The 19,350-nt window shown below is 70.1% G+C and carries 15 protein-coding genes and 1 pseudogene; 8 read left to right on the top strand and 8 right to left on the bottom strand.

The annotated features are described in order from the left end of the window. Nucleotides 1-43 precede the first annotated feature (43 nt). A complete protein-coding gene (locus ACWGE1_RS31190; protein WP_401254838.1) occupies nt 44-1,492 on the bottom strand; it encodes a restriction system modified-DNA reader domain-containing protein in 1,449 nt (482 codons plus the stop codon). A 720-nt stretch (nt 1,493-2,212) separates the two neighbouring features. On the opposite strand from ACWGE1_RS31190, the gene ACWGE1_RS31185 reads away from it, so the two are divergent. The 3 genes from ACWGE1_RS31185 to ACWGE1_RS31175 all read left to right on the top strand — a co-directional run bounded on the left by ACWGE1_RS31185 (nt 2,213) and on the right by ACWGE1_RS31175 (nt 6,787). Continuing rightward, on the top strand, nt 2,213-4,135 hold the full coding sequence (locus ACWGE1_RS31185) for a hypothetical protein (RefSeq protein WP_401254840.1): 1,923 nt from the start codon (nt 2,213-2,215) through the stop codon (nt 4,133-4,135). 603 nt (nt 4,136-4,738) lie between these two features. Beyond that, a complete protein-coding gene (locus ACWGE1_RS31180) occupies nt 4,739-5,641 on the top strand; it encodes a helix-turn-helix domain-containing protein (protein ID WP_453423804.1) in 903 nt (300 codons plus the stop codon). A 162-nt stretch (nt 5,642-5,803) separates the two neighbouring features. Next, nucleotides 5,804-6,787, top strand: a complete 984-nt coding sequence (locus tag ACWGE1_RS31175) for a hypothetical protein (protein WP_453423803.1) — start codon at nt 5,804-5,806, stop codon at nt 6,785-6,787. Between the two features lie 145 nt (nt 6,788-6,932). Here the strand turns inward: ACWGE1_RS31175 and ACWGE1_RS31170 are convergent, their stop codons facing one another. Then, a complete protein-coding gene (locus ACWGE1_RS31170; protein WP_252310438.1) occupies nt 6,933-7,448 on the bottom strand; it encodes a winged helix-turn-helix transcriptional regulator in 516 nt (171 codons plus the stop codon). Between the two features lie 100 nt (nt 7,449-7,548). Between ACWGE1_RS31170 and ACWGE1_RS31165 the strand changes: the two genes are divergently transcribed. From ACWGE1_RS31165 to ACWGE1_RS31155, 3 genes are all read left to right on the top strand, one after another. Then, on the top strand, nt 7,549-8,334 hold the full coding sequence (locus ACWGE1_RS31165; protein WP_385811470.1) for an SDR family oxidoreductase: 786 nt from the start codon (nt 7,549-7,551) through the stop codon (nt 8,332-8,334). 25 nt (nt 8,335-8,359) lie between these two features. Further along, nucleotides 8,360-8,719 (top strand): nuclear transport factor 2 family protein, encoded by a 360-nt coding sequence (locus tag ACWGE1_RS31160; RefSeq protein WP_385957202.1) that lies wholly within the window; start codon nt 8,360-8,362, stop codon nt 8,717-8,719. 463 nt (nt 8,720-9,182) lie between these two features. Continuing rightward, nucleotides 9,183-9,659, top strand: coding sequence for a cupin domain-containing protein (locus tag ACWGE1_RS31155; RefSeq protein ID WP_453423802.1), 477 nt, complete (start codon nt 9,183-9,185; stop codon nt 9,657-9,659). Between the two features lie 411 nt (nt 9,660-10,070). Here ACWGE1_RS31155 and aspA read toward each other — a convergent pair whose 3' ends face one another. The 5 genes from aspA to ACWGE1_RS31130 all read right to left on the bottom strand — a co-directional run bounded on the left by aspA (nt 10,071) and on the right by ACWGE1_RS31130 (nt 15,650). Continuing rightward, on the bottom strand, nt 10,071-11,480 hold the full coding sequence (gene aspA, locus ACWGE1_RS31150; RefSeq protein WP_073772927.1) for an aspartate ammonia-lyase: 1,410 nt from the start codon (nt 11,478-11,480) through the stop codon (nt 10,071-10,073). 71 nt (nt 11,481-11,551) lie between these two features. Next, nucleotides 11,552-12,574, bottom strand: coding sequence for an asparaginase (locus ACWGE1_RS31145; protein ID WP_386088915.1), 1,023 nt, complete (start codon nt 12,572-12,574; stop codon nt 11,552-11,554). Between the two features lie 85 nt (nt 12,575-12,659). Then, a complete protein-coding gene (locus ACWGE1_RS31140) occupies nt 12,660-14,099 on the bottom strand; it encodes an amino acid permease (RefSeq protein WP_453423801.1) in 1,440 nt (479 codons plus the stop codon). After that, nucleotides 14,096-14,827 carry a FadR/GntR family transcriptional regulator gene (locus ACWGE1_RS31135; RefSeq protein ID WP_073796630.1) on the bottom strand — a complete coding sequence of 244 codons (732 nt, stop codon included), beginning with the start codon at nt 14,825-14,827 and terminating at the stop codon, nt 14,096-14,098. Before ACWGE1_RS31135 ends, ACWGE1_RS31140 begins: the two co-directional genes overlap by 4 nt. Before the next feature lie 31 nt (nt 14,828-14,858). Beyond that, nucleotides 14,859-15,650, bottom strand: a complete 792-nt coding sequence (locus ACWGE1_RS31130) for a gamma-glutamyl-gamma-aminobutyrate hydrolase family protein (protein ID WP_453423800.1) — start codon at nt 15,648-15,650, stop codon at nt 14,859-14,861. A gap of 247 nt (nt 15,651-15,897) precedes the next feature. On the opposite strand from ACWGE1_RS31130, the gene ACWGE1_RS31125 reads away from it, so the two are divergent. Together ACWGE1_RS31125 and ACWGE1_RS31120 are read left to right on the top strand one after the other, a co-directional pair. Further along, on the top strand, nt 15,898-16,806 hold the full coding sequence (locus ACWGE1_RS31125) for a LysR family transcriptional regulator (RefSeq protein WP_031156599.1): 909 nt from the start codon (nt 15,898-15,900) through the stop codon (nt 16,804-16,806). Between the two features lie 214 nt (nt 16,807-17,020). Then, complete coding sequence (locus ACWGE1_RS31120) at nt 17,021-18,286, top strand: hypothetical protein (RefSeq protein ID WP_381551267.1); 1,266 nt, start codon at nt 17,021-17,023, stop codon at nt 18,284-18,286. Nucleotides 18,287-19,146: 860 nt separating this feature from the next. Here ACWGE1_RS31120 and ACWGE1_RS31115 read toward each other — a convergent pair. After that, nucleotides 19,147-19,350: pseudogene (locus tag ACWGE1_RS31115) on the bottom strand (HSP18 transcriptional regulator); the annotation flags it as partial.

Below are 19,350 nucleotides of genomic sequence, written 5' to 3'. Positions count from 1 at the left end.
CTTGTCGGGTGATCACCCGACAAGGGCGGCCAACCGTCTCACCTCAGCCGCCGTGTTCGCGCAGAAGCTCGATCATGTTGCGGAGCATCGGAATCGCCGAGTCGCCGGCTTTGTCCTTGTCGTTGAAATGCATCAGCTCGTTGCGGATCTCCCGCAGTTCGTCGAGGCGGGCGATGAAGGACTTGCGGTCCAATGGCCAGCCCAGCTTGTCCCACTGCTCCTCGTTGCCCAGGACCTGCTGGTAATCCCCGTAGGACAGCTGATCGAAGGCAACGAGCTTCCGGCGTCCGTCGGGATCGCAGAGCGCAATCACCTCCGCGAGGTCCAGGCCCTCCGAGATGACTCGGCGCAGTTGCCGGTCGAGATCGCCGATGAGTAGGAACGGCCGCGCCGTGGCGCCATATTCGGCGGCCACGTCGGCGACGGTGATGATTCCGGCGATCTGATTCGTCTGGTCTTTGACCAGGAGGAAGCCGAACCGCTCCAGATCGGGCAGGACGTCGATCAGGTGGTCGGCATAGCTCACCGCGTGCGCGGCGACGATGGCATCGGAGAAAGGGGCCTCGAAGTCCGCGTAGCGGGCTCGTGCGATGGATTCCCAGGTGACGGCACCTCGCAGATTCCGAGGTCCGCTCAGCACCGGCAGTTGCGAGTACCCGTTGAGCCGCATTTTGGTGAACACCTCCTCGAAGCTCGCCGAGGAGGGAACCGACACCACTCCCTTGAGCGCTGAGGGCAGGTTGCCGACCGTCTGGCCCTGGATCGGCTCCCCCTTGTCCTCCTCGTTGCCGGAGGTGGTGGCGGATCCCGGTGCACTGGTTTCCCCCGGCTCCCCCTGCCCTGTTACAGGCTCCTGCTCGGCAGCCTCTCCTTCGCCGTCAGTGTCCTCGGAAGGTCCGGTCAAGGTGACCCGGTCATCGATCCCCACAGCTGCGAAGTCCGGCACAGTGGACAGGCCGTGGTTGGCCAGTTCGGCGGCTATGTGCTCGGTGACCAGATAGCCGCGCCGGGCTGCCCCCCACCACCCGAGCAGATCCCGGACGGTGACGGTGACCGGTGTCTCGGCGTCCGCCTGCCTCCGAGCGTCCTTCAACCGCGTGTGCCTGGCAACGGAACCGTCAGCTGCGACGTCGCCGGAAGGCGGCAGCTCGGCCACCGTATCCAGGAGCCTCTGTCTCAGAGCGTCCAGCAAGGTGCCGTCGTCCAGTGCCCAGGACGTCCACCCGTCGTAGGGGCCGCGCCCTGTAGCCGCGGCAGCGGCTGCCGAAGGAGACTTGAACCGCTGACCGTCACCCAGCTCGATCCTGCCATCCGCGGTCACCTGGGCAAGGTGCTTCTGCCCGGACCGCCGCTGTCGGAAAGTGAGGCGCTGCCCTGTGCTCAGCAGGCCGGCGTGGATGAGGTCGGAAAGCAGTACCCGCCGTCCTTCGATCAGGTAGGAGGCTCGCCCCAGAGGCTCGTCCGCACTGCTGCCTACTGTGTGATCAGTCATTGATTCCCCCCGCTCGACCTCTTCGGATCGCTGCGATCATCGCAGAGCCGTGTCCGGCATCGAGGCGGTTCCAGACAAGCGCTTCGCCAGTTGTTGTCAGGGACGGCTGATGCGGGCCGGCCCTCGCCGTGTCTGCTCCAGCACGCCGACGACCGGGACGACTCCACCCGTGGTCCCATAGGAATCCATTCACTGGAGGGGCCATTTGACGCGCCATGCCACTTCGCGTCATGGCGGGGCATGGAGTACCAGAGTCAAGGTGGTCGGGCCTTCCCCCGCCTCTCCCTTCGACGGGAAAGCGCCCGCGCGGAGCTACGGCCGGCTCCTCCCTGGTGATGTCCACCTGCGTTCATCCGTAGGTACCGGAATCCACCGGGCGACAGCGTCCGGAGCCGACAGCGCCATGTTCAGAACGGCTTCGCTCGGCTCAATGGCGCCAGGCCCGACGTGATGACGAACAGCAATCCGCCTTGTCGTTTGATCAGGAGTTTCATCGTGCGAGAGATGCCCGACGACCATTCATCGGAACCCAGATTCACCGTAAGCTGCCGCCGAGCCACGGTCGCAGTCCCGGAAACGATGTTGAGGGCTTGGCCAGTACACGTCATACCGTGCTGCTGGTGCCAGAAAGATGGGGCCAACTGCCCTGTATTCTGCGGATGAAGTGATGGGATAGGCCTCTCGGCACGCCGCGAGGACGGCAGGCGGGGTGGCCGCGACATGATGATCGACTACAACGTCAGCGATCATTGGCCCGCGGACACCCCGGGCTGGTTGAAGTCCCTCGTCTCGTCCCTCGACCGGCGCCACGGCGGAAGCAGCGTTCTGCCCCTGACTGTGATTGTGGACGAGGTCTTGGAATGGCTGGAGCTCGCCAGCGGCGTCGACGCCTGGAAGAACTCGGCCAACCGCGCATCGTTGCGCAGCGATCTGGAGGAGTCCGCACGGGCACTCGGTCCCGGGCTCCGGGCCCACATCGCCACATCGCTCGCCGACTTCCAAGCCGCCTTCGCGCGGCTCGTCAACAGTCCCGGAACGGTCCTGAAGCAGCCGCCGGGAAGCCGCACCGATGCGGTCTGGACCGATGTCGCAACGGCTGGGGAGAATCTGCTCGCCGCGCTCGAAACCGACGAAGGAGCCCGCGCCAGCTGGGACGACCTGGTGGCCACGGCGCGGGACCGCGCTTTGGCGGGCCGGGAGTACCGCCCGATCGCCGACCTGCTCTTTGACCAGTTGCGCAGGCGTGGCCTCGATGCGAAGGGGATCTTCCGGGGGCTTGTCTCCGTGATGGCGTTCGGCCGGGAACCTGACAGCCCTCACATCGGTGAGAGGGCCGTACCGCTGGAGGAGCGCATCGCGAGCGCCCGGACGTACGTCGGCACTCGGGCCGTGGCCGAGCCGGTCGTAGTGTGGCTCGGGTATCAGGGCCGGACCTTCCTGCACCTCTCGGCCGGACGGGTGTCCTTCCTGGACGCCCACTGGGCAGTGCCCAACGCCCGGCCAGGTAGGCAGGACTTCGAGCACAAGGCGGAGCTCTGGGAATTCGTCCGCCACGGTGACCTCTTCAAAGTCGCGGAGCTGGTCGACGAAGAATCCGACGTGGACTTCCTGGTCCGCGTCGACCTCGGCACCACCACGGCAGCCGATGCGGTGGACCGCGCCGTCCGCACCGTCGAGACGATCATCGACGTCGCCATCCACAACGCTGGCGGGATCCGCCCGTACCTCGTCCAACACGGGCTCTTGTGCTCCGGTCGCCCAGGCTCGCAGAGCTTCGTGCTCCCCAGACGCGAGACGGGTTTGCCCGATGACCACTACGGTGCAGGCATCACCGCGAAGGCGATCGAAGAGCACGGTCCGCGCATCGCTTCGGCGCTCGCCCGCGAAGACCTGCCGCGGTTCCTCGCCGCCGCGATCGAAGTGCAGACCACCGCCGACCATCCGTTCAGCCGTGACATGGCGATGCGCAAGCCTTCCGAAGCGGACATCCGCAGCGTCATCCCGCTCACGGACCGCGTGGTGCAACACGTCGCGGCGTACGCGGCACTCGCACCGGGCGAGGTGTTCGGTCTGCTCGGCGAGCGCTGGCCACATGCGCGGTGGCTCGCAGATGTTCGACGAGCGGTCGGCATGTGCCTGCTCGGCGGAGGAAACCGCAGTGGTCTGGCCAACGAGCTGACCCGGGAGTGGTTCGCGAGCGATCCGTCGCGCCCATGGATCCTGTTCGTCGCCGACCGCTCCGCCGATCTGCTCTCGCTCTGCCGCATCGAGCACGAGCGCGCATGGATCGGCCGGATGTTCTCCAGCGTGAGCGATCACGCCGGATACCGGACCCTGGTCGAGCGGTACGCCGCTCAAGGCGCCGTCTTGGAGGGGCGGCGGAGCCGCGTCCGCAACGCTCTGGTGCACGGTAATCCCGCTGGCTTCACGATCGTCGGGTCCGTGCGCGAGTACGCCGAGTTCCTCAGCGGTGGCGCGCTCAACATCGCTCTGGAGTCCTACATCGAGGGCGAGGCGCCGACCGCCGCGCTGGCCCGGAGGACCGGAGAGTTCACTGCGATGCAGGAAGGACACGACGCCGCCGCCTACTGGAGGGCTCGACTCGCGGCCCGGACCGCAACGGGTACGGCCACTCCGGGATAGCAGGCCGACCGTCTCATCGAGGAGGCCATGGAAGAGCAGGACCTCGCCAGTCAGGGCGCCCACCCGCGTGGTGAGCTCGGTTTGGTCCGTGGCTGGTCCGGAGCAGCCGGTCTGGAGCGGAAGACGGGCGGGCGGAATCGGGAGGAACAGCAAGAACCTCTGTCCGCGTCCAGCAGGTCGAGCCGACGGCGCCTGAGGACAAAGGCCCAGTTCAGACGCTGTTTCTCGTGAACCTAGAAGAACCCGAGCTTTTTCGGGGAGTAGCTCACCAAAACGTTCTTCGTCTGCTGGTGGTACACGCGCCACACCCGTCCTGAGCAGGCAAAATGAAGCAATCTACCTTCGATGGCTCGGTACTGGCCCGCATCTGGCCCGGATCGTGGTCGTGGGGGAGCCCAGGCCCCGACCTGGGGCCCGACGCCCTCGCGTTGGGGCTCCAGCGCCCGATGGCGGACACGTCACTGACCAGGTCGTAGACCCGGGCGGTGCGGCATCGACCCAGCCGTGCCGGGTGAAGGCGAAATCCGATGTGTCCAGGACCCGCTGGTTCCTATCCACGCCAGGGTCAGGCTGTGCGGTCGGGCCCCGCCCATACTCGGATCCATGAAAGCAAAAGTGCGGCTCGGGGAGTTCCTGCAGACGCGGCGATCCCAGCTGCAGCCGGAGGATCTCGGGATACCCGACTACGGCGAGCGGCGCCGGGTGCAGGGTCTTCGACGCGAGGAGCTGGCGTCGCTGGCGGGTGTCAGCGTGTCCTACTACACCCGGCTGGAACAGGGGCAGTCCCTGAACGCCTCACTGCAGGTGCTGGACGCGATCGCACGGGCCCTGCGGCTGGAGGAAGCCGAGCGCCTGCACCTGCAGAACCTGGCCCGATCCTCGGCCACGGGCTCGGTACGAGGCCGCCGGCCCGCCCCGGAGCGGGTGACGGAGGCGACCGGCCAGCTGCTGGAGGCACTGGTCCACGTCCCGGCCATCGTGACCGGCCGCCGCAGTGACGTCCTGGCATGGAACCGGCTGGGCCATGCGCTGTTCGCCGGACACCTGGACCCGGGCACCCCGGACCGGCCGGCACAGCGGCCCAACATGGCCCGGCTGGTGTTCCTCGATGCGCACACCCGCGACCTGTACGCCGACTGGCCGGCGAAGGCCAGGGCCGTGGTGGGGAATCTGCGCCTGGTGGCGGGCCGGCACCCGGACGACACCGCGCTCCATGCGCTGGTGGGCGAACTGAGTGCGAAGAGCGCGGACTTCGCCTCGATGTGGGCCGACCACCGCGTCACGGCCTGCGCCGTCGCGACCTACGAGATGCGGCATCCGCTGGTCGGCCCGCTGACCGTCACCCAGCAGACCCTGAGCCCAGGCCAGGACCCGGATCAGGGGCAGAGCATCGTGGTCGCCACCACCGAGGCCGACTCGCCCGCGCGGACCACGCTGGCCCTCCTCGCCCAGGTCACCCCGCAGCACGACCCGGCGCGCCCGGGAGTCCGGGCCGGGTCCGGCTGACCCGGCCCACACCATCGGACGCCGCACAGACGTCCGCGAGTGCCCGTCCGTCCCTCCACTCGCCCCGGTACGAGCGGCCACCGGCCGCCCCTCCCTGAAGCCATCCCCAACCCCCGCGCGTCGGCGTACCGCTGCCGCATGCCCGAAAACAGTGAAGGAACCATGTTCAAGAACACGTACACGTACACGTGGTCCAAGACCGCCACGGCAGCAGCCGTCGTACTGACCGCGGCAGCGGTCCTCGCGGCCACCCCCGGCGTCGCGTCAGCCCTCTCCGCCCCGCTGAGCTGCGCACGCATCGCCACGCACTTCGACCTGGCCCGGCACCAGACGCCGGAGAACATCGCGCTGGCTCCCGACGGCAGCGCGTACGTCACCTTCGCCGCCGCCCGCCAGGTCGCCCGCATCACCCCCGGGGGATCCACCCGGATCCTGGCCACCCTGCCCGCACCCGCCGACGGCGGCATCCACACCCCGGTCCTGGGCTTCGCCCTGACCACCGGCATCGTCCGTGCACACGACGGCACCCTGTACTTCCTGTACGCCACCGGCACCTCCGAACTGACCGGCCTGTGGCGCCTGCGCCCCGGCGGCACACCGCAGCGCATCGCCGCGCTGCCCGCGGCCGGCCTGCCCAACGGCCTGGCCCTGGACCCGCGCACCCGCACCCTCTACGTCACCGACTCCGTCCTCGGCACCATCTCCAGTGTGCCCACCACCGGCGGCACCCCCCACACCTGGTCCGCCGCCCCCGAACTGGCCTCCACCGGATTCCTCGGCGCCAACGGGCTGAAGATCCGGGGCGGGGCGCTGTGGGTCACCAACCTCGACCGGGGCGTCGTCCTCCGCATACCCGTCCAGCGCGACGGTCGCGCCGGCCAGGTCCAGACCCGGGCCACCGGCCTGGCCGGGATCGACGACTTCGCCTTCACCGGCCACGGCGACCAGATCCTGGCCGCCCTCAACGGCCCCGGCGAGGTCGCCCTCGTCCAGCCCGACGGCACCCACTCCACCGTCCTGACCGCCGCCGACGGCCTGCAGAACCCCACCTCCATCGCCCTGCGCGGCGACACCGCCTACGTCCTGAGCGCCGCGTACGTCACGGCCAAGGACCCCAACCTCCTCCTGGCCCACCTGAACGGCTAGCCCCAATGTCGTGAGGGTCCATCAGGATTCATGGCACTCGCCACCCGCCGTTGCGGCCGGTGCGACGGTCCCCGCAGCCGACGCCACATCGGCCGAGGTGCTGATCGCGGTTCTTGGAAACGTTCGGTGCTTGGCCGCGGCATCGCTACGCCTCCGAGGGTGTGGCCGGCCGCGTCGCGTAACGGTGGCGCATGGCGTCGCTGGCTGCGGGGCCTGCGGTGAAGACGTAGGTGTCGCTGTCGTCGAGCCGGCGGCCGGTCTTGGCGTCGACGACGACGGGCTCGACTTCCTCGCCGCTGTGCGCGTTGACGAGGATCATGCTGCGTTCGGCCGGTGTGAGGCGGGAGTTTCCCCACGCGGCCAGGGCGACGATCACCGGTCGCAGGGAGTGTCCGAGTTCGGTGAGGACGTACTCGTGACGCACGGGGTTGGTCTGGTAGGGCCGGCGCTCCAGTAGTCCGTCCGCGACGAGGGTTTTAAGCCGGGTGGTGAGCATGCTGGAGGAGATGCCCAGGCTCTCCTGGAACTGGTCGAAGCGGGTGTAGCCGTCGAAGGCGTCGTGGAGGATCAGCAGCGTCCACCACTCGCCGACGTGTTCCACCGTCGTGGACAGCGGGCATTCCCGGTCCTCCAGCCTGATCCGGCTTGCCAAGGCGACCATCCCCTCAGTTACTGCTAAAGTCGAAGTTAGTGACTTCCATTTTAGCAGTAACAAGGGATGGGGCGCCCTCCGCGCCCCGCACCCGGGAACGGAGCACAGCGTGACCGCATCCATCAGCGAATCTCTCGAAGGCCGGCGCGCTCTGGTCACCGGAGGCACCAAGGGCACTGGAGCCGCCATTGCCCGGCGTCTCGCCCAGGTCGGCGCGACCGTACTGGTCACCGCCCGCAGCCGCCCCGACGACGTGGAGGAGAAGACGTTCATCACCGCCGACCTGTCCACCGCCCAGGGCGCCGCAGACGTAGCCGCCGAGGTGGGGGCCCGCGTGGGAGGCGTCGACATCCTGGTCAACACCCTCGGCGGGTCCGAGGCACCGGCCGGCGGGTTCGCGGCGCTCGGAGAGGACGACTGGGCGAGGGAGCTGAACACGAACCTGCTGGCCGCCGTTCGTCTGGACCGCGCGCTCCTGCCGCACATGATCGCCACGGGCAAGGGCGCAGTCGTGCACGTCACCTCGATCCAGCGCCGCATGCCGCTGTGGAACGGAACTCTGGCCTACGCCGCAGCCAAGGCCGCCCTGACCACCTACAGCAAGGGCCTGGCGAACGAGGTCGCCCCGCACGGCGTCCGCGTCAACACCGTCTCGCCCGGCTTCGTGCAGACCTCCGCCGCCGACAACCTCATCGCCCGGATCGCACAGGAGGCAGACATCACCCAGGAAGCCGCGCTGGGCCGGCTCATGGACTCCCTGGGCGGCATCCCTCTCGGCCGCCCCAACCGGCCCGAGGAGGTCGCCGAGCTCGTCGCCTTCCTCGTCTCCGACCGCGCCTCGGCCATCGTCGGCGCCGAACACGTCATCGACGGCGGCACCACCCCCACCGTCTGAACCCGCCACCACACCGAGGAACGTCATGCACGACAACCAGCCCCGAACCATCACCCCGGACACCCTGCCCGAGGTGATCACCCGCTACCTCACAGCGCACCGCGCCCACGACACCGTAACCGCAATCGCGGCGTTCACCCGCGAAGCCACGGTGATCGACGACGGCAACACCTACGAGGGCACCAAGGCGATCGAGGGGTGGCTCGGCCGATCCGCCACCGAATTCACCTACACCATCCACCTCGCGAACGCTCAGCAGACCGACGCGACCCACTACATCGCCACCCACCACCTCGAAGGCAACTTCCCCGGCGGCACCATCGATCTGCGCTACCAGTTCGCACTCCGTGGCAACCTCATCGAACGCCTTGTCATCGAGCCCTGAGTCCGCTCACCTGTTGCCGCCTGCGCGACAAGCCCCGCTCGCCCAGGGGCGCCCCTCCCAGCCGTGCCCAGTATCCGCCCGACCGCCGGGCCAGCCCGCGGTGCTGCCCGCCGGACTGGACGTAGCCGTAGACCTCATGACTGGTCTGGAGCCCGTTCACGACGGGCGGTTCGCTCGTGGAGGTCAGCCGCCTGGAGATACTCGATCGTCGCCTCGGTGTCCGACGTGATCTCGGCGAGCTCCCGGGCAGACGGTCTCACTTGGCTCTGACATCGAAGTCATCAACGTCGACAGGCTCCCGCTCCACTTCGACGCCGAGCTGCCGCGTGTGCCCGAGGCCCGTGACAGCCCGGCTCGAGTGGCACTGGCGTCGGGCCAAAACATCCCGGTCAGTCTGGAAGGGTTGGCCCGGCGCAAAACCTGTGCCGGAACGCGTACCACCTCCGTCGACCGGGAGAGAAGCATGACCATCAAGGACATCGGGCCCGAACCTCAGAGTTTCGACCTCGAGCAGGCGACGCTGGAGAACACCAACTACCGCTCGGTCGCCTGGTCCGGGAAGTACCTCCAGCTGACCCTCATGTCGATCCCGGTGGGCGAGGACATCGGCCTGGAGGCGCACCCGGAGACCGACCAGTTCCTCCGGCTCGACGCGGGTCGCGGCCGCGTTCAGATGGGCAGCGCGAAGGACCGCCTCGACTTCGATCAGGAGGTCGAGGACGGCTGGGCGGTCTTCGTACCCGCCGGCACGTGGCACAACGTCACCAACACCGGGGACGAGCCCATGCAGCTCTACGCCGTCTACGCCCCGGTCCACCACGCCCCGGGCAAGATCCACGCAACCTTCGCCGACGCGGAAAGCGACGAAGGGTCGGGCAACGACGAACCCCCGACCTGGTCGGTCCAGCCCACCCACCACCCCGCGGACAAGCACGCCTGACCACCAGTGGGGACCCAGGAGAACAGACGAGCACCAGGTCGCTGACCTGGGCTCCGCTATGGAGCGGATGCCGGACCCGGATCGGCTTCCGGCACACGATCCGCTGACCGGGTCCGGTCGGTCCTCGCGGTATGCACCGCGCGTGGCGCCGGTTGCCGCGCAGTCCTCCCGCGACGACACCGCAAGCCCGGTCCCCCTCACCCAGAGGGAGCCGCCGATCGCCGGCGGGTGGCACGCGAGGCGCCATCGCGGCCTCAAGGCGCTGGCCGACGTCGGCGCGGCCCGGGAGGTGCTCGGCGGCGATCGTGGGCGTCGCCACCTCGGGCCGTATCCGCCCCGCACGACCACGTCCACCCGCTGCACCCCGCGCTCCGACCGGGCGGACCCAGTCCGGTCCCAGTCCGGTCCCGGTCAGGGACGGGCCGGGCCGGTTCCCGCGAGCACCTCAGGGCGCAGCAGGGAGGTGAGCCGCTCGGCCGGCAGCAGCCCCCGTTCCAGGACCAGCTCGGCCACGCCCCGGCCGGTGGCCAGGGCCTCCTTGGCGATGTCGGTGGCGGCGGTGTATCCGATGTGCGGGTTCAGGGCGGTCACCAGGCCGATGGAGTTCTCGACGGTGGCGCGCAGCATCTCGGTGTTGGCGGTGATGCCGCTCACGCAGCGTTCCGCGAGGGTGAGGCAGGCCGCGCGCAGGTGAGTGACGGACTTGGACAGCGAGTGCAGGATGACCGGCTCGAAGGCGTTGAGCTGGAGCTGTCCGGCTTCGGCGGCCATGGTGATGGTGATGTCGTTGCCGATGACCTCGAAGGCGACCTGGTTGACGACCTCGGGGATCACGGGGTTGACCTTGCCGGGCATGATGCTGGAACCGGCCTGGACCGGGGGCAGGTTGATCTCGCCGAGTCCGGCGCGGGGCCCGGAGGACAGCAGGCGCAGGTCGTTGCAGGTCTTGGACAGCTTGACGGCGACGCGCTTGAGGACGCCGGACATCTGGACGAAGGCACCGCAGTCCTGGGTGGCTTCGACCAGGTCGGGAGCGGTGACCAGGGGCAGGCCGGTGATGTCGGCGAGGTGGCGGCGGGCGGCCTCGGCGTATCCGGCCGGGGCGTTGAGACCGGTGCCGATGGCGGTGGCGCCGAGGTTGATCTCGTGGATCAGTCCGAGGGCCTCCGCGAGTCGGCTGCGGTCCTCGTCCAGCATGACGGCGAAGGCGGAGAACTCCTGTCCGAGCGTCATCGGCACGGCGTCCTGGAGCTGGGTGCGGCCCATCTTCAGGACATCGTGGAACTCGGCGGCCTTGCGGGCGAAGGCGTTCTGCAGGACGGCCATGGCGTCGAGGAGACCGCGCACCGCGAAGACGGTCGCGATCCGCACGGCGGTCGGGTAGACGTCGTTGGTGGACTGGCCGAGGTTGACGTCCTCGTTGGGGTGCAGGTGTCCGTACTCCCCCCTGGAGTGGCCCAGCAGCTCCAGCGCGCGGTTGGCGATGACCTCGTTGGCGTTCATGTTGGTCGAGGTGCCGGCGCCGCCCTGGATCACGTCGACGACGAACTGGTCGTGGAGCTCGCCGCCGCGGATCTCCTGGCAGGCGGCGACGATGACGGCCGCCTTCGTGGGCTCCAGCAGGCCGAGTTCCCCGTTGGCGAGGGCCGCGGCCTCTTTGACGGCGGCGAGGGCGTCGATCAGGTGCGGGTAGGTGGAGATGGGCGTGCCGGTGATGGGGAAGTTCTCGGTGGCGCGCAGGGTGTGGACGCCCCAGTAGGCGTCGGCGGGGACGTCGCGGTCTCCGAGCAGGTCGTGTTCGGTGCGGCTGGAGGCGGTCAAGGCGATCACGGGTGTACGGATCCTCTTCCTGAGGTGAGCGGATCGAAGGTGGGGAGAGGGGCAGGCGGGTGTCAGGCGGTTGCGGTGACGGGGGCGCCGGGCGGGTTCAGGGCCGCTACCGGCCGGATGCCGCCGACGGTCCGGCCGCCACCGGTGACGGGCTCGCCCGTGAACCCGGCGAGCAGCCGGGGCTCGACTCCCGCACGTGCGAGGGCGGCGGCCGTCACTGCCGTACGCGCGCGGTCGGCCCCGTCGGCGACCTTCACGGCGACGGCCCGGCCGTCGGGCAGCGCGGCCACCTGGACGCCCTCGAAGCCGTCCTTGGCCAGCAGCCCGGGCACCGCGCGCATCAGTGCGGCGGTGTCCCGCCCGGTACCGGAGGCCATCTCCGGGTGGAGGCGCAGTGCGTTCGCCACACGGTGCTCGGCGGTGTCCGGGGCGGCGGTGGCGATGCGGGCGGCGGCGCGGGCCAGGCCGTGCAGGGACACCGCGAACAGCGGGGATCCGCAGCCGTCGACGGTGACGTTCGCGATGTGCTGGCCGGTGAGCTCCTCGACGACCTCGGCGATCGCCCTCTGGAGCGGGTGGTCCGCGTCGAGGTAGCTCTCCGGGGGCCACCCGGACAGCTTGCACAGGTACAGCATCGCCGCGTGCTTGCCGGAACAGTTCTGGGCGAGCCGGGACGGCCCGCGGCCCTCGCGCAGCCAGGCGTCGCGGACGGCCGGGCCGTAGGGCAGGTCGGGGACGTTGCGCAGGTCGGCCTCGGTGAGGCCGGCCAGCTCCAGGACCAACCGGACACCCGAGAGGTGGTGCTCCTCGCCGGAGTGACTGCCCATCGCGAGGGCGAGCAGGGCTCCGTCGAGCGGCAGGCCGGCCCGCACCATGGCGACGGCCTGGACCGGCTTGAGCGCCGAGCGCGGATAGCAGGCGGCCTCGATGTCTCCGATGCTGGTCCGGACCTCGCCCTCGCCGTCGAGGACGGCGACGGAACCGTAGTGGACCCCCTCGATCATGCCGCCCCGCATGACGTGGGCGACGGGGGCGTGCCGGGGCTCGCGGATCGCGGGCGCGTCCGCGGGGAAACTGCTGCGCATCACTGCCTCGTTCTGTGGTGGGTCGCTGCTGACAGGGGGTGGCGACCGGCACCCCCGGGCGCAGGCGGACGGGCGGGCGCCCGGCTCAGCCGTCGCTCCGGGCGGCGGCGCGCGCCACGCGGCCGCGGACCGCGTACCAGCCGGCGACCAGCGCCGCGGCGATCAGCGGTACGCACAGCACGGTGGTGCGCCCCGCGCCTCCGTCGGCGTACATGAGGACCAGGACGGAGGCGAGGAAGGCCAGCGTCACGAGTTCGGTCCAGGGGGAGCCGGGCAGGCGGTAGGAGGGGCGGGTGAGTTCACCGTTGCGGGTCTTCCGCCAGAAGAGGAGGTGGCAGACCATGATCATGCCCCAGGTGGCGAGGATGCCGATCGCGGCGAGGTTGAGGACGATCTCGAACGCGTCAGCGGGGACCACGAAGTTGAGCCCGACGCCCAGGACGCACATGCCGCTGGTGAGGAGGATGCCGCCGTAGGGGACCTGGGTGCGGCTGAGCCGTGCGGTGAACTGCGGAGCGGAGCCGTTGACGGCCATCGAGCGCAGGATGCGGCCGGTGGAGTAGAGGCCGGAGTTGAGCGAGGACATGGCCGCGGTGAGGACGACCAGGTTCATCACGTCGGCGGCCGCCGGGACGCCGATGTGGGAGAGCACGGTCACGAACGGGCTCTGGCCCGCGCTGTAGCTGCTCCAGGGCATCAGCATCGACAGCAGGACGACCGAGCCGACGTAGAAGAGGCCCACGCGCCACATGATCGAGTTGATCGCCTTCGGCATGATCTCCTCGGGCTTCTCGGTCTCGCCGGCCGTGACGCCGACCAGTTCGACGGAGGCGTAGGCGAAGACGACGCCCTGGATGATCAGCAGCATGGGGAGCAGGCCGTTGGGGAATATCCCGCCGTTGCCTGTGATCAGGGCGGGGCCGGGGACGGCGCCGTCGACGGGGTGCCGGGTCGCCAGGAGGAAGATCGCGATCCCCATGAAGACGACCAGGGCGCCGACCTTGACGATGGCGAACCAGAACTCCAGTTCGCCGAAGATCCGCACCGAGATGAGGTTCACGGTGAGGACCACGGCCAGGGCTATGAGGGCGATCACCCACTGGGGGACATCGGAGAACAGGTGCCAGTAGTGGGTGTATGTGGCGACGGCGGTGATGTCGGCGATGCCGGTGGTCGCCCAGTTGAGGAAGTACATCCAGCCCGCGGTGTACGCGCCCTTCTCCCCCATGAACTCACGGGCGTAGGAGACGAAGGCGCCGGAGGACGGCCGGTACAGGACCAGCTCGCCGAGCGCGCGCACGACGAGGAACGCGAAGATCCCGCAGACGGAGTAGGCGATGAACAGGGAGGGCCCGGCCTCGGCGAGGCGTCCGCCCGCGCCGAGGAAGAGCCCGGTACCGATCGCGCCGCCGATGGCGATCATGTTGACGTGGCGGGGTTTCAAGGACTTGCTGTAGCCGGTGTCACCGGCGTCGACGTGACGGGTCGTGGGGCGCTTCTCGTCTTTGAGGAACTGCTCGCTCACGCCTCGGGTCTGCCTTCTGTAGGGGCGGTCGTGCGCTGGGAGCGCACGATGTCGGTAAGGGTCGTCTCGACCCGGAGCAGGTGGTGGGACATGGCCTCCACCGCGTCGTGCTCGCTGCCGTCGGCCAGCGCCTCCAGGATCGCCCGGTGCTCGCAGTTGGACTGCTCGCGCCGGCCGCCCAGTTCGTTGAGGAAGGTCGACTGACGCGCCAGTGCGTCGCGGATCTCCTCGATGACGCGGCGGAAGACGGGGTTGCGGGAGGCCTCGGCCACGGCCAGGTGGAACACGGTGTCCATCGCCACCCACGCGGTGGTGTCGGTCTCCTGCTCCATCCGGTCCAGCAGATGGCCCAGGTGGTCCAGGTCCTCGGGGGTGCGGCGCAGCGCTGCGTACCCGGCGACCGGGATCTCGACGTGCCGGCGCACTTCCAGCAGGTCGCTGGCGGCGTAGTCGCCGAAGGTGGGCTCATCGACCGTGTTCGCCAGGACGAACGTGCCCTTGCCGCTCTTGGACACGGTCAACCCCATGGCCTGCAGGGCCCGGAGGGCCTCCCGCAGCACGGGTCGGCTGACCTCCAGGGTGCGGCACAACTCGGCTTCCGAGGGGAGCTTGTCGCCCACGGCGTACTCACCGCGCTCGATGGCGCTGCGCAGGTGGCCGAAGACCGCTTCCATGGCACTGACGCGCCGCGGAAGGGGGCCACCTGTCTGGCTGTCTGACAGGTTCACGGTGTGATCCTGGGGGGTCCGCCCCGGGGTGTCAAGGCACCTGTGCCGGGAAAGTCCGGCCCGGCGCGTTTCGCACCGTGCGCGCGTTCCGTCCGGCCGTCCGTGCAGGACCGGTACCTCCGGCGGAGCCCGCGGCAGCCACCAGGGCCCGCACGACCGGCGCGTCGTCGCCCATCTCCGGGTGCCACTGGACGCCCACGGCGAAGCGGTGCCGGGTGCTCTCGATCGCCTCGACGGTGCCGTCCGCCGCACGGGCGGCGACGACCAGTCCCGCGCCGAGGCGGTCCACCGCCTGATGATGGTGCGTGGCAACGTGGTGCGTCCCCGGCAGCAGGGCGCCGACCCGTGTCCCGGGTACGGTGGTCACGGCGTGGGAGCAGAAGTGGCCCCGATAGGGGTTGTGGCCGTCGTGGCCCACCCGGTCGGGCAGGTGCTGGATCAGGGTGCCGCCCTCGTGTACGTTCATCAGCTGCATCCCCCGGCACACCCCGAGCACGGGTATGTCGCGGGCGAGGCCGGCAGCCAGGACGGCCCGCTCCCATGCGTCGCGCTCGCGCACCGGCGGCCCGGTACGCGGATGGGGCACGGCCCCGTACAGGGCGGGATCCAGATCCTCGCCTCCCGCCAGGAGGATCGCGTCCAGACGTTCGACCACGTCGGCCGCGGCTTCCGGCGCGTCCGGTGGCAGCAGTACGGCGCGGCCGCCGACCGCCCGGACGCAGTCCGCGTAGGCCGCGGGCAGCACTGCGGCAGGCAGGTCCCACTCACCCCACTGCGCGTGGGCGAGGTAGGTGGTGAGTCCGATGAGCGGTGGCTGGGGCATACCACTTCCTTTCGGGGCATGAGGGGTGGCCGTCGACAGCCGCAGCCGAACCGCCCGCAGCCGCCACGGCAGGCGGCGGCGGGTGGCGAGGTGGTACGGGCGGAGGCCACCGTGACGGCGGGGGAGGGGTGTTCGCGGTCCAGGAGCGCAGGCTTGCGTTTTCTTGCCGCGAGCAAGAATCCTGCTGGCGTTCATCTCCAATCACAAGAAAACACATCTTCGCGACAGATAAGTGAGCCTTAACTCCGTGCACGGACTCGACCCCCGCCTGCTCGCCACCCTCGAAGCCGTCGTGCGGCACGGCTCCTTCAGCGCCGCCGCACGCGAACTCGGCTACAGCGCGCCCGCCGTCTCCCAGCAGATCGCCGAACTCGAACGCCGCGCCGGCCTCAGGGTGCTGGAGCGGCGACCCGTTCGCGTCACACCGGCCGGCGAAGTCCTCCTCGGCGCGGAGCAGGGCGTCCGCAGCACGCTGGCGGCGGCGTCGGTCGAACTCGGCGCCATGCGCGCCGGGACGGCCGGACGGATCCGGCTCGGCGCCTTCGCCTCGGCCGCCACCGGCATCGTTCCGCAGGCGCTGGCCCGACTCCACGCGGCCTACCCCCACGTGCAGGTCAGCCTCAGCCAACTGGAGCCCGAAGCCGGCTACAACCGGCTCAAGCGGGGGGACATGGACCTGGCGCTCAGCTACGACTACGACTTCATCCCCGTCCCGCCGCCGCGGATGCTGCGCCGGACGCTGGTCGCACGGGATCCGGTGGTGGCCGTCGTCCCGGCGCGCCACCGCCTGGCCGACCGGGAGGTCATCGACCTGGCCAGCCTCGCCTCCGAGACGTGGATCGCCGCTCCGGAGGCCGCGCTGCGCCTGGAACTGCTCTCGCAGATGGCCAACACGCCCGGCTTCCAGGCCCGTCTGCAATACGAGGGGGACGACTTCAACACCGTGCTGGGGTTCGTGGCCGCGGGCCTGTGCGTGGCCGTCATGCCGCGACTCGCCCTGCCCCGCACGCACACCCAGGTGGTGGCCCGCCCCTTGGCCGAGCCGCAGCTGACGCGCTTCATCTACGCCGTCCGCATCGACACCCGGCACGCCCCGCGCGTCGTCCTGGACCTGGAGGAGATGCTCGCCGCCCAGGCGTTGGCCGCGCTCGCGTAAGGCGCACGGTGTCCCGGGGTCAAGCGGGTGAACGGATCGTGGGGGAACGCGAAAAGCGGCCAACTTGACGGCCGTCGCACGCGCGTAGACCTCACCGGCACGCCGTACTTCCCATCGTGTCCGACTACCGGACACTGTGGCTGAAAGTTAAACTATTGTGTGACAGGCGCACTACGTTTGCCGCGGTTGACGTTCCACCGAGAGGAAACCCCTCATGACCGCAGCCGACAGCGTGCCGGGAACGGCGCACGTCCTCACCGGCTACCGCCCCGAGGACGGCTTCATGGCCGCAGAGCTGGACCCGCCCCCGGCCGAGTACGTATGGCACGACGAGAACGCCGAACAGCAGGACCAGCGTTACGGCCCGGGAGTCGGCTACCAACAGTGGCTGGCGGTGGACGCTCGCGACGGCGCCGTCTGGTTCGGCGACACCGACTGGCGAGCCCCGCAGGAGTCCCCTGGCAGCCGGCTCCCCGGCATCCCCCGCAGGGCGCTCGGAGACGGGAACGTCCCCGCCCCCGGCATCATGGTGCAGCTGCTCGGCCACCTGAGCCACGACGAACAGCGCGGCTGTACATGGCGCTTCTTCGACGCCGAGGAACTGCACGCGCTCGCGGTGCGCGTCCTGCCCGCCGTGCAGCGGCTCGTGGACTCGATCCACCGGATCGGGCCCGACGGCGAGCTCGAGTGGTCGGCCGAGGCGGCCACCGCATGGGACGACATCGAACAGGCCGCGACGCCCGCCTTCGACCCCTCCGGGGAACTCCTCTGGCCCAGACCGCGTACCACACCGGTCCCGGCCTGGCGTGTCGAGGTCGGCGCCTTCCTGGCCGCCAACCCCGGGCTGTGCGATCCCTCCTGGGACCTGGCCACGGACGCGGAACTCGACACCTACGCCGACTACAGCCCCCAGAACGGCTACGGCGGCGTACCGGGCCGGATCTGCCGCGACGCCGACCGGCAGATAGAGGACGGCTTCACCTTCTACGGCCACCGCGCCGCCCTGTACGCCTACCGGGCACGGGCCTGCGGCGACCGTACTCCGACAGACGCCCGCGTCTGGCTGGAGACGACGGAGGCCGGGCGGGACACCTGGGAGGCGGCCAAGCCCCTCGGAGCCACCCTCGCCGACGTCCCCGACTGCGTGCTGGTGTCCCTGGCCGAAACGTTCCAGAACGCCGCGCACGAACACGGGCTGGCCCTGACGGGCCTGACCGCTCATCTCCGGCAGCTGCGCGGCGCGGAACGCTCCGCCGTCGACCGGCAACTTGTCCACGAGGGCGAGGAAGTCGAACGCCTCGAAATCATGCTCAAGGACTTCCGAGCCGCACGTAACCGCACCGTGACGCGGATCCTGGCCTGGTCCGACGGACGCGGGGACGCGGAGATCGCCCGCCTGGCCTCCATACCCGACGCATACGTCAGTGACTGGAGGGCCCGCCTCACCGACGAACAGACCACCGTGACCCCCGGACCGTGAAGCACGCGCGGCCACTGCCAGAGCGTCAGACTCCGGCCTTGCGCTTGTTCTAGACGTCGAAGCCGACGGCCGCCAGCAGGACCAGGCCCTTTTGGTCTCCTGGTGGTACAGCAGTCGACCCACGCTGACCTGGGAAAACGGCGCTGCGCAAGGCTCTTGGGTGTGAGCTGGTCCGGATTTTGGTCCAAGCGGTCGTCGGGCGGGGAAGGGGACGCCGAGTTCCAGCACACCGTAGGCCACGCACCCGAGTGCGACGGCGAACGGATGCTGCCCGCCCCTCAGGGCCTGGCGCACATGCCCGGCGCGGTCCGGATGGCCTCGTGGAACGTCCGCCAGCGCCGGCTTCCCGCCTCCAGCTCGTCCCACGCCCGCCAGGGCCCCGACGGCCGAGGCCTGCGGGCAGCTGCCTCCCGGGCCCGTGCCGCCTGAGGCTGCTGTGGCTGCCCGGGCCGTGACCATCCCGGGACCCTTGTTGGGGCAGGGTGGCGACGTCGCCGCCCTGCCGCTGTCCGGCGGGGGTCGAAGACGACCGTGGCCGACTGCGCGACCGCGTTCACCTCGACGTCCAGCACCCTCGGCCGGCGGCCCGGCACGGCAGCGACGGTGTTCTGCTGAGTGGCCCGGACCATGCCCGCACGTCCAAGACCACCGTGCTGCGCTCCTTGCCCCCGTCGCGCGGCTCGGGCCTCCGCGGGTGCCGCATGCCCGTCCACTTCCCCGATCCGACAGCGGGTCCACTCGGCCAGGGCGCCCACCAGGAGCCTGTGGCCGTCGCGACCGCCGCGCAAGGGCAGAGCAGGCGCCCGGAGAGCGGGCGGTGACTCACGTCCGGGCCGGGGCCGTGCCGTATCGATTGCGGATCACGTGCTGCGCTGGTCGTGGGTGTCCCGGCGGAGCTGGTCGGTGTGGCGGGTGAGGGCGTCGATGCGTTCGGCGAGCTCGGCGTCCTCGGGCCGCAGGTGGGGCCGCGTGTCGGCCAGGGGGCGCACGAGGCGGGCGGTGTCGTTGTGGGCGAGGGCCTGGTTCAGGTCGCCGATGGCGCCTTCGGCGCCGGCGGGCAGGCC

It is taken from the genome of Streptomyces sp. NPDC054932 (genome assembly GCF_053610205.1).
This window is presented reverse-complemented; position numbering and strand designations above follow the sequence as displayed.

Coding starts and splice junctions, on each gene's coding strand:
- ACWGE1_RS31190 (WP_401254838.1), bottom strand. CDS start 1,492: ATGACTGATCACACAGTAGGCAGCAGTGCGGACGAGCCTCTGGGGCGA.
- ACWGE1_RS31185 (WP_401254840.1), top strand. CDS start 2,213: ATGATGATCGACTACAACGTCAGCGATCATTGGCCCGCGGACACCCCG.
- ACWGE1_RS31180 (WP_453423804.1), top strand. CDS start 4,739: ATGAAAGCAAAAGTGCGGCTCGGGGAGTTCCTGCAGACGCGGCGATCC.
- ACWGE1_RS31175 (WP_453423803.1), top strand. CDS start 5,804: ATGTTCAAGAACACGTACACGTACACGTGGTCCAAGACCGCCACGGCA.
- ACWGE1_RS31170 (WP_252310438.1), bottom strand. CDS start 7,448: ATGGTCGCCTTGGCAAGCCGGATCAGGCTGGAGGACCGGGAATGCCCG.
- ACWGE1_RS31160 (WP_385957202.1), top strand. CDS start 8,360: ATGCACGACAACCAGCCCCGAACCATCACCCCGGACACCCTGCCCGAG.
- ACWGE1_RS31155 (WP_453423802.1), top strand. CDS start 9,183: ATGACCATCAAGGACATCGGGCCCGAACCTCAGAGTTTCGACCTCGAG.
- ACWGE1_RS31145 (WP_386088915.1), bottom strand. CDS start 12,574: ATGCGCAGCAGTTTCCCCGCGGACGCGCCCGCGATCCGCGAGCCCCGG.
- ACWGE1_RS31130 (WP_453423800.1), bottom strand. CDS start 15,650: ATGCCCCAGCCACCGCTCATCGGACTCACCACCTACCTCGCCCACGCG.
- ACWGE1_RS31120 (WP_381551267.1), top strand. CDS start 17,021: ATGACCGCAGCCGACAGCGTGCCGGGAACGGCGCACGTCCTCACCGGC.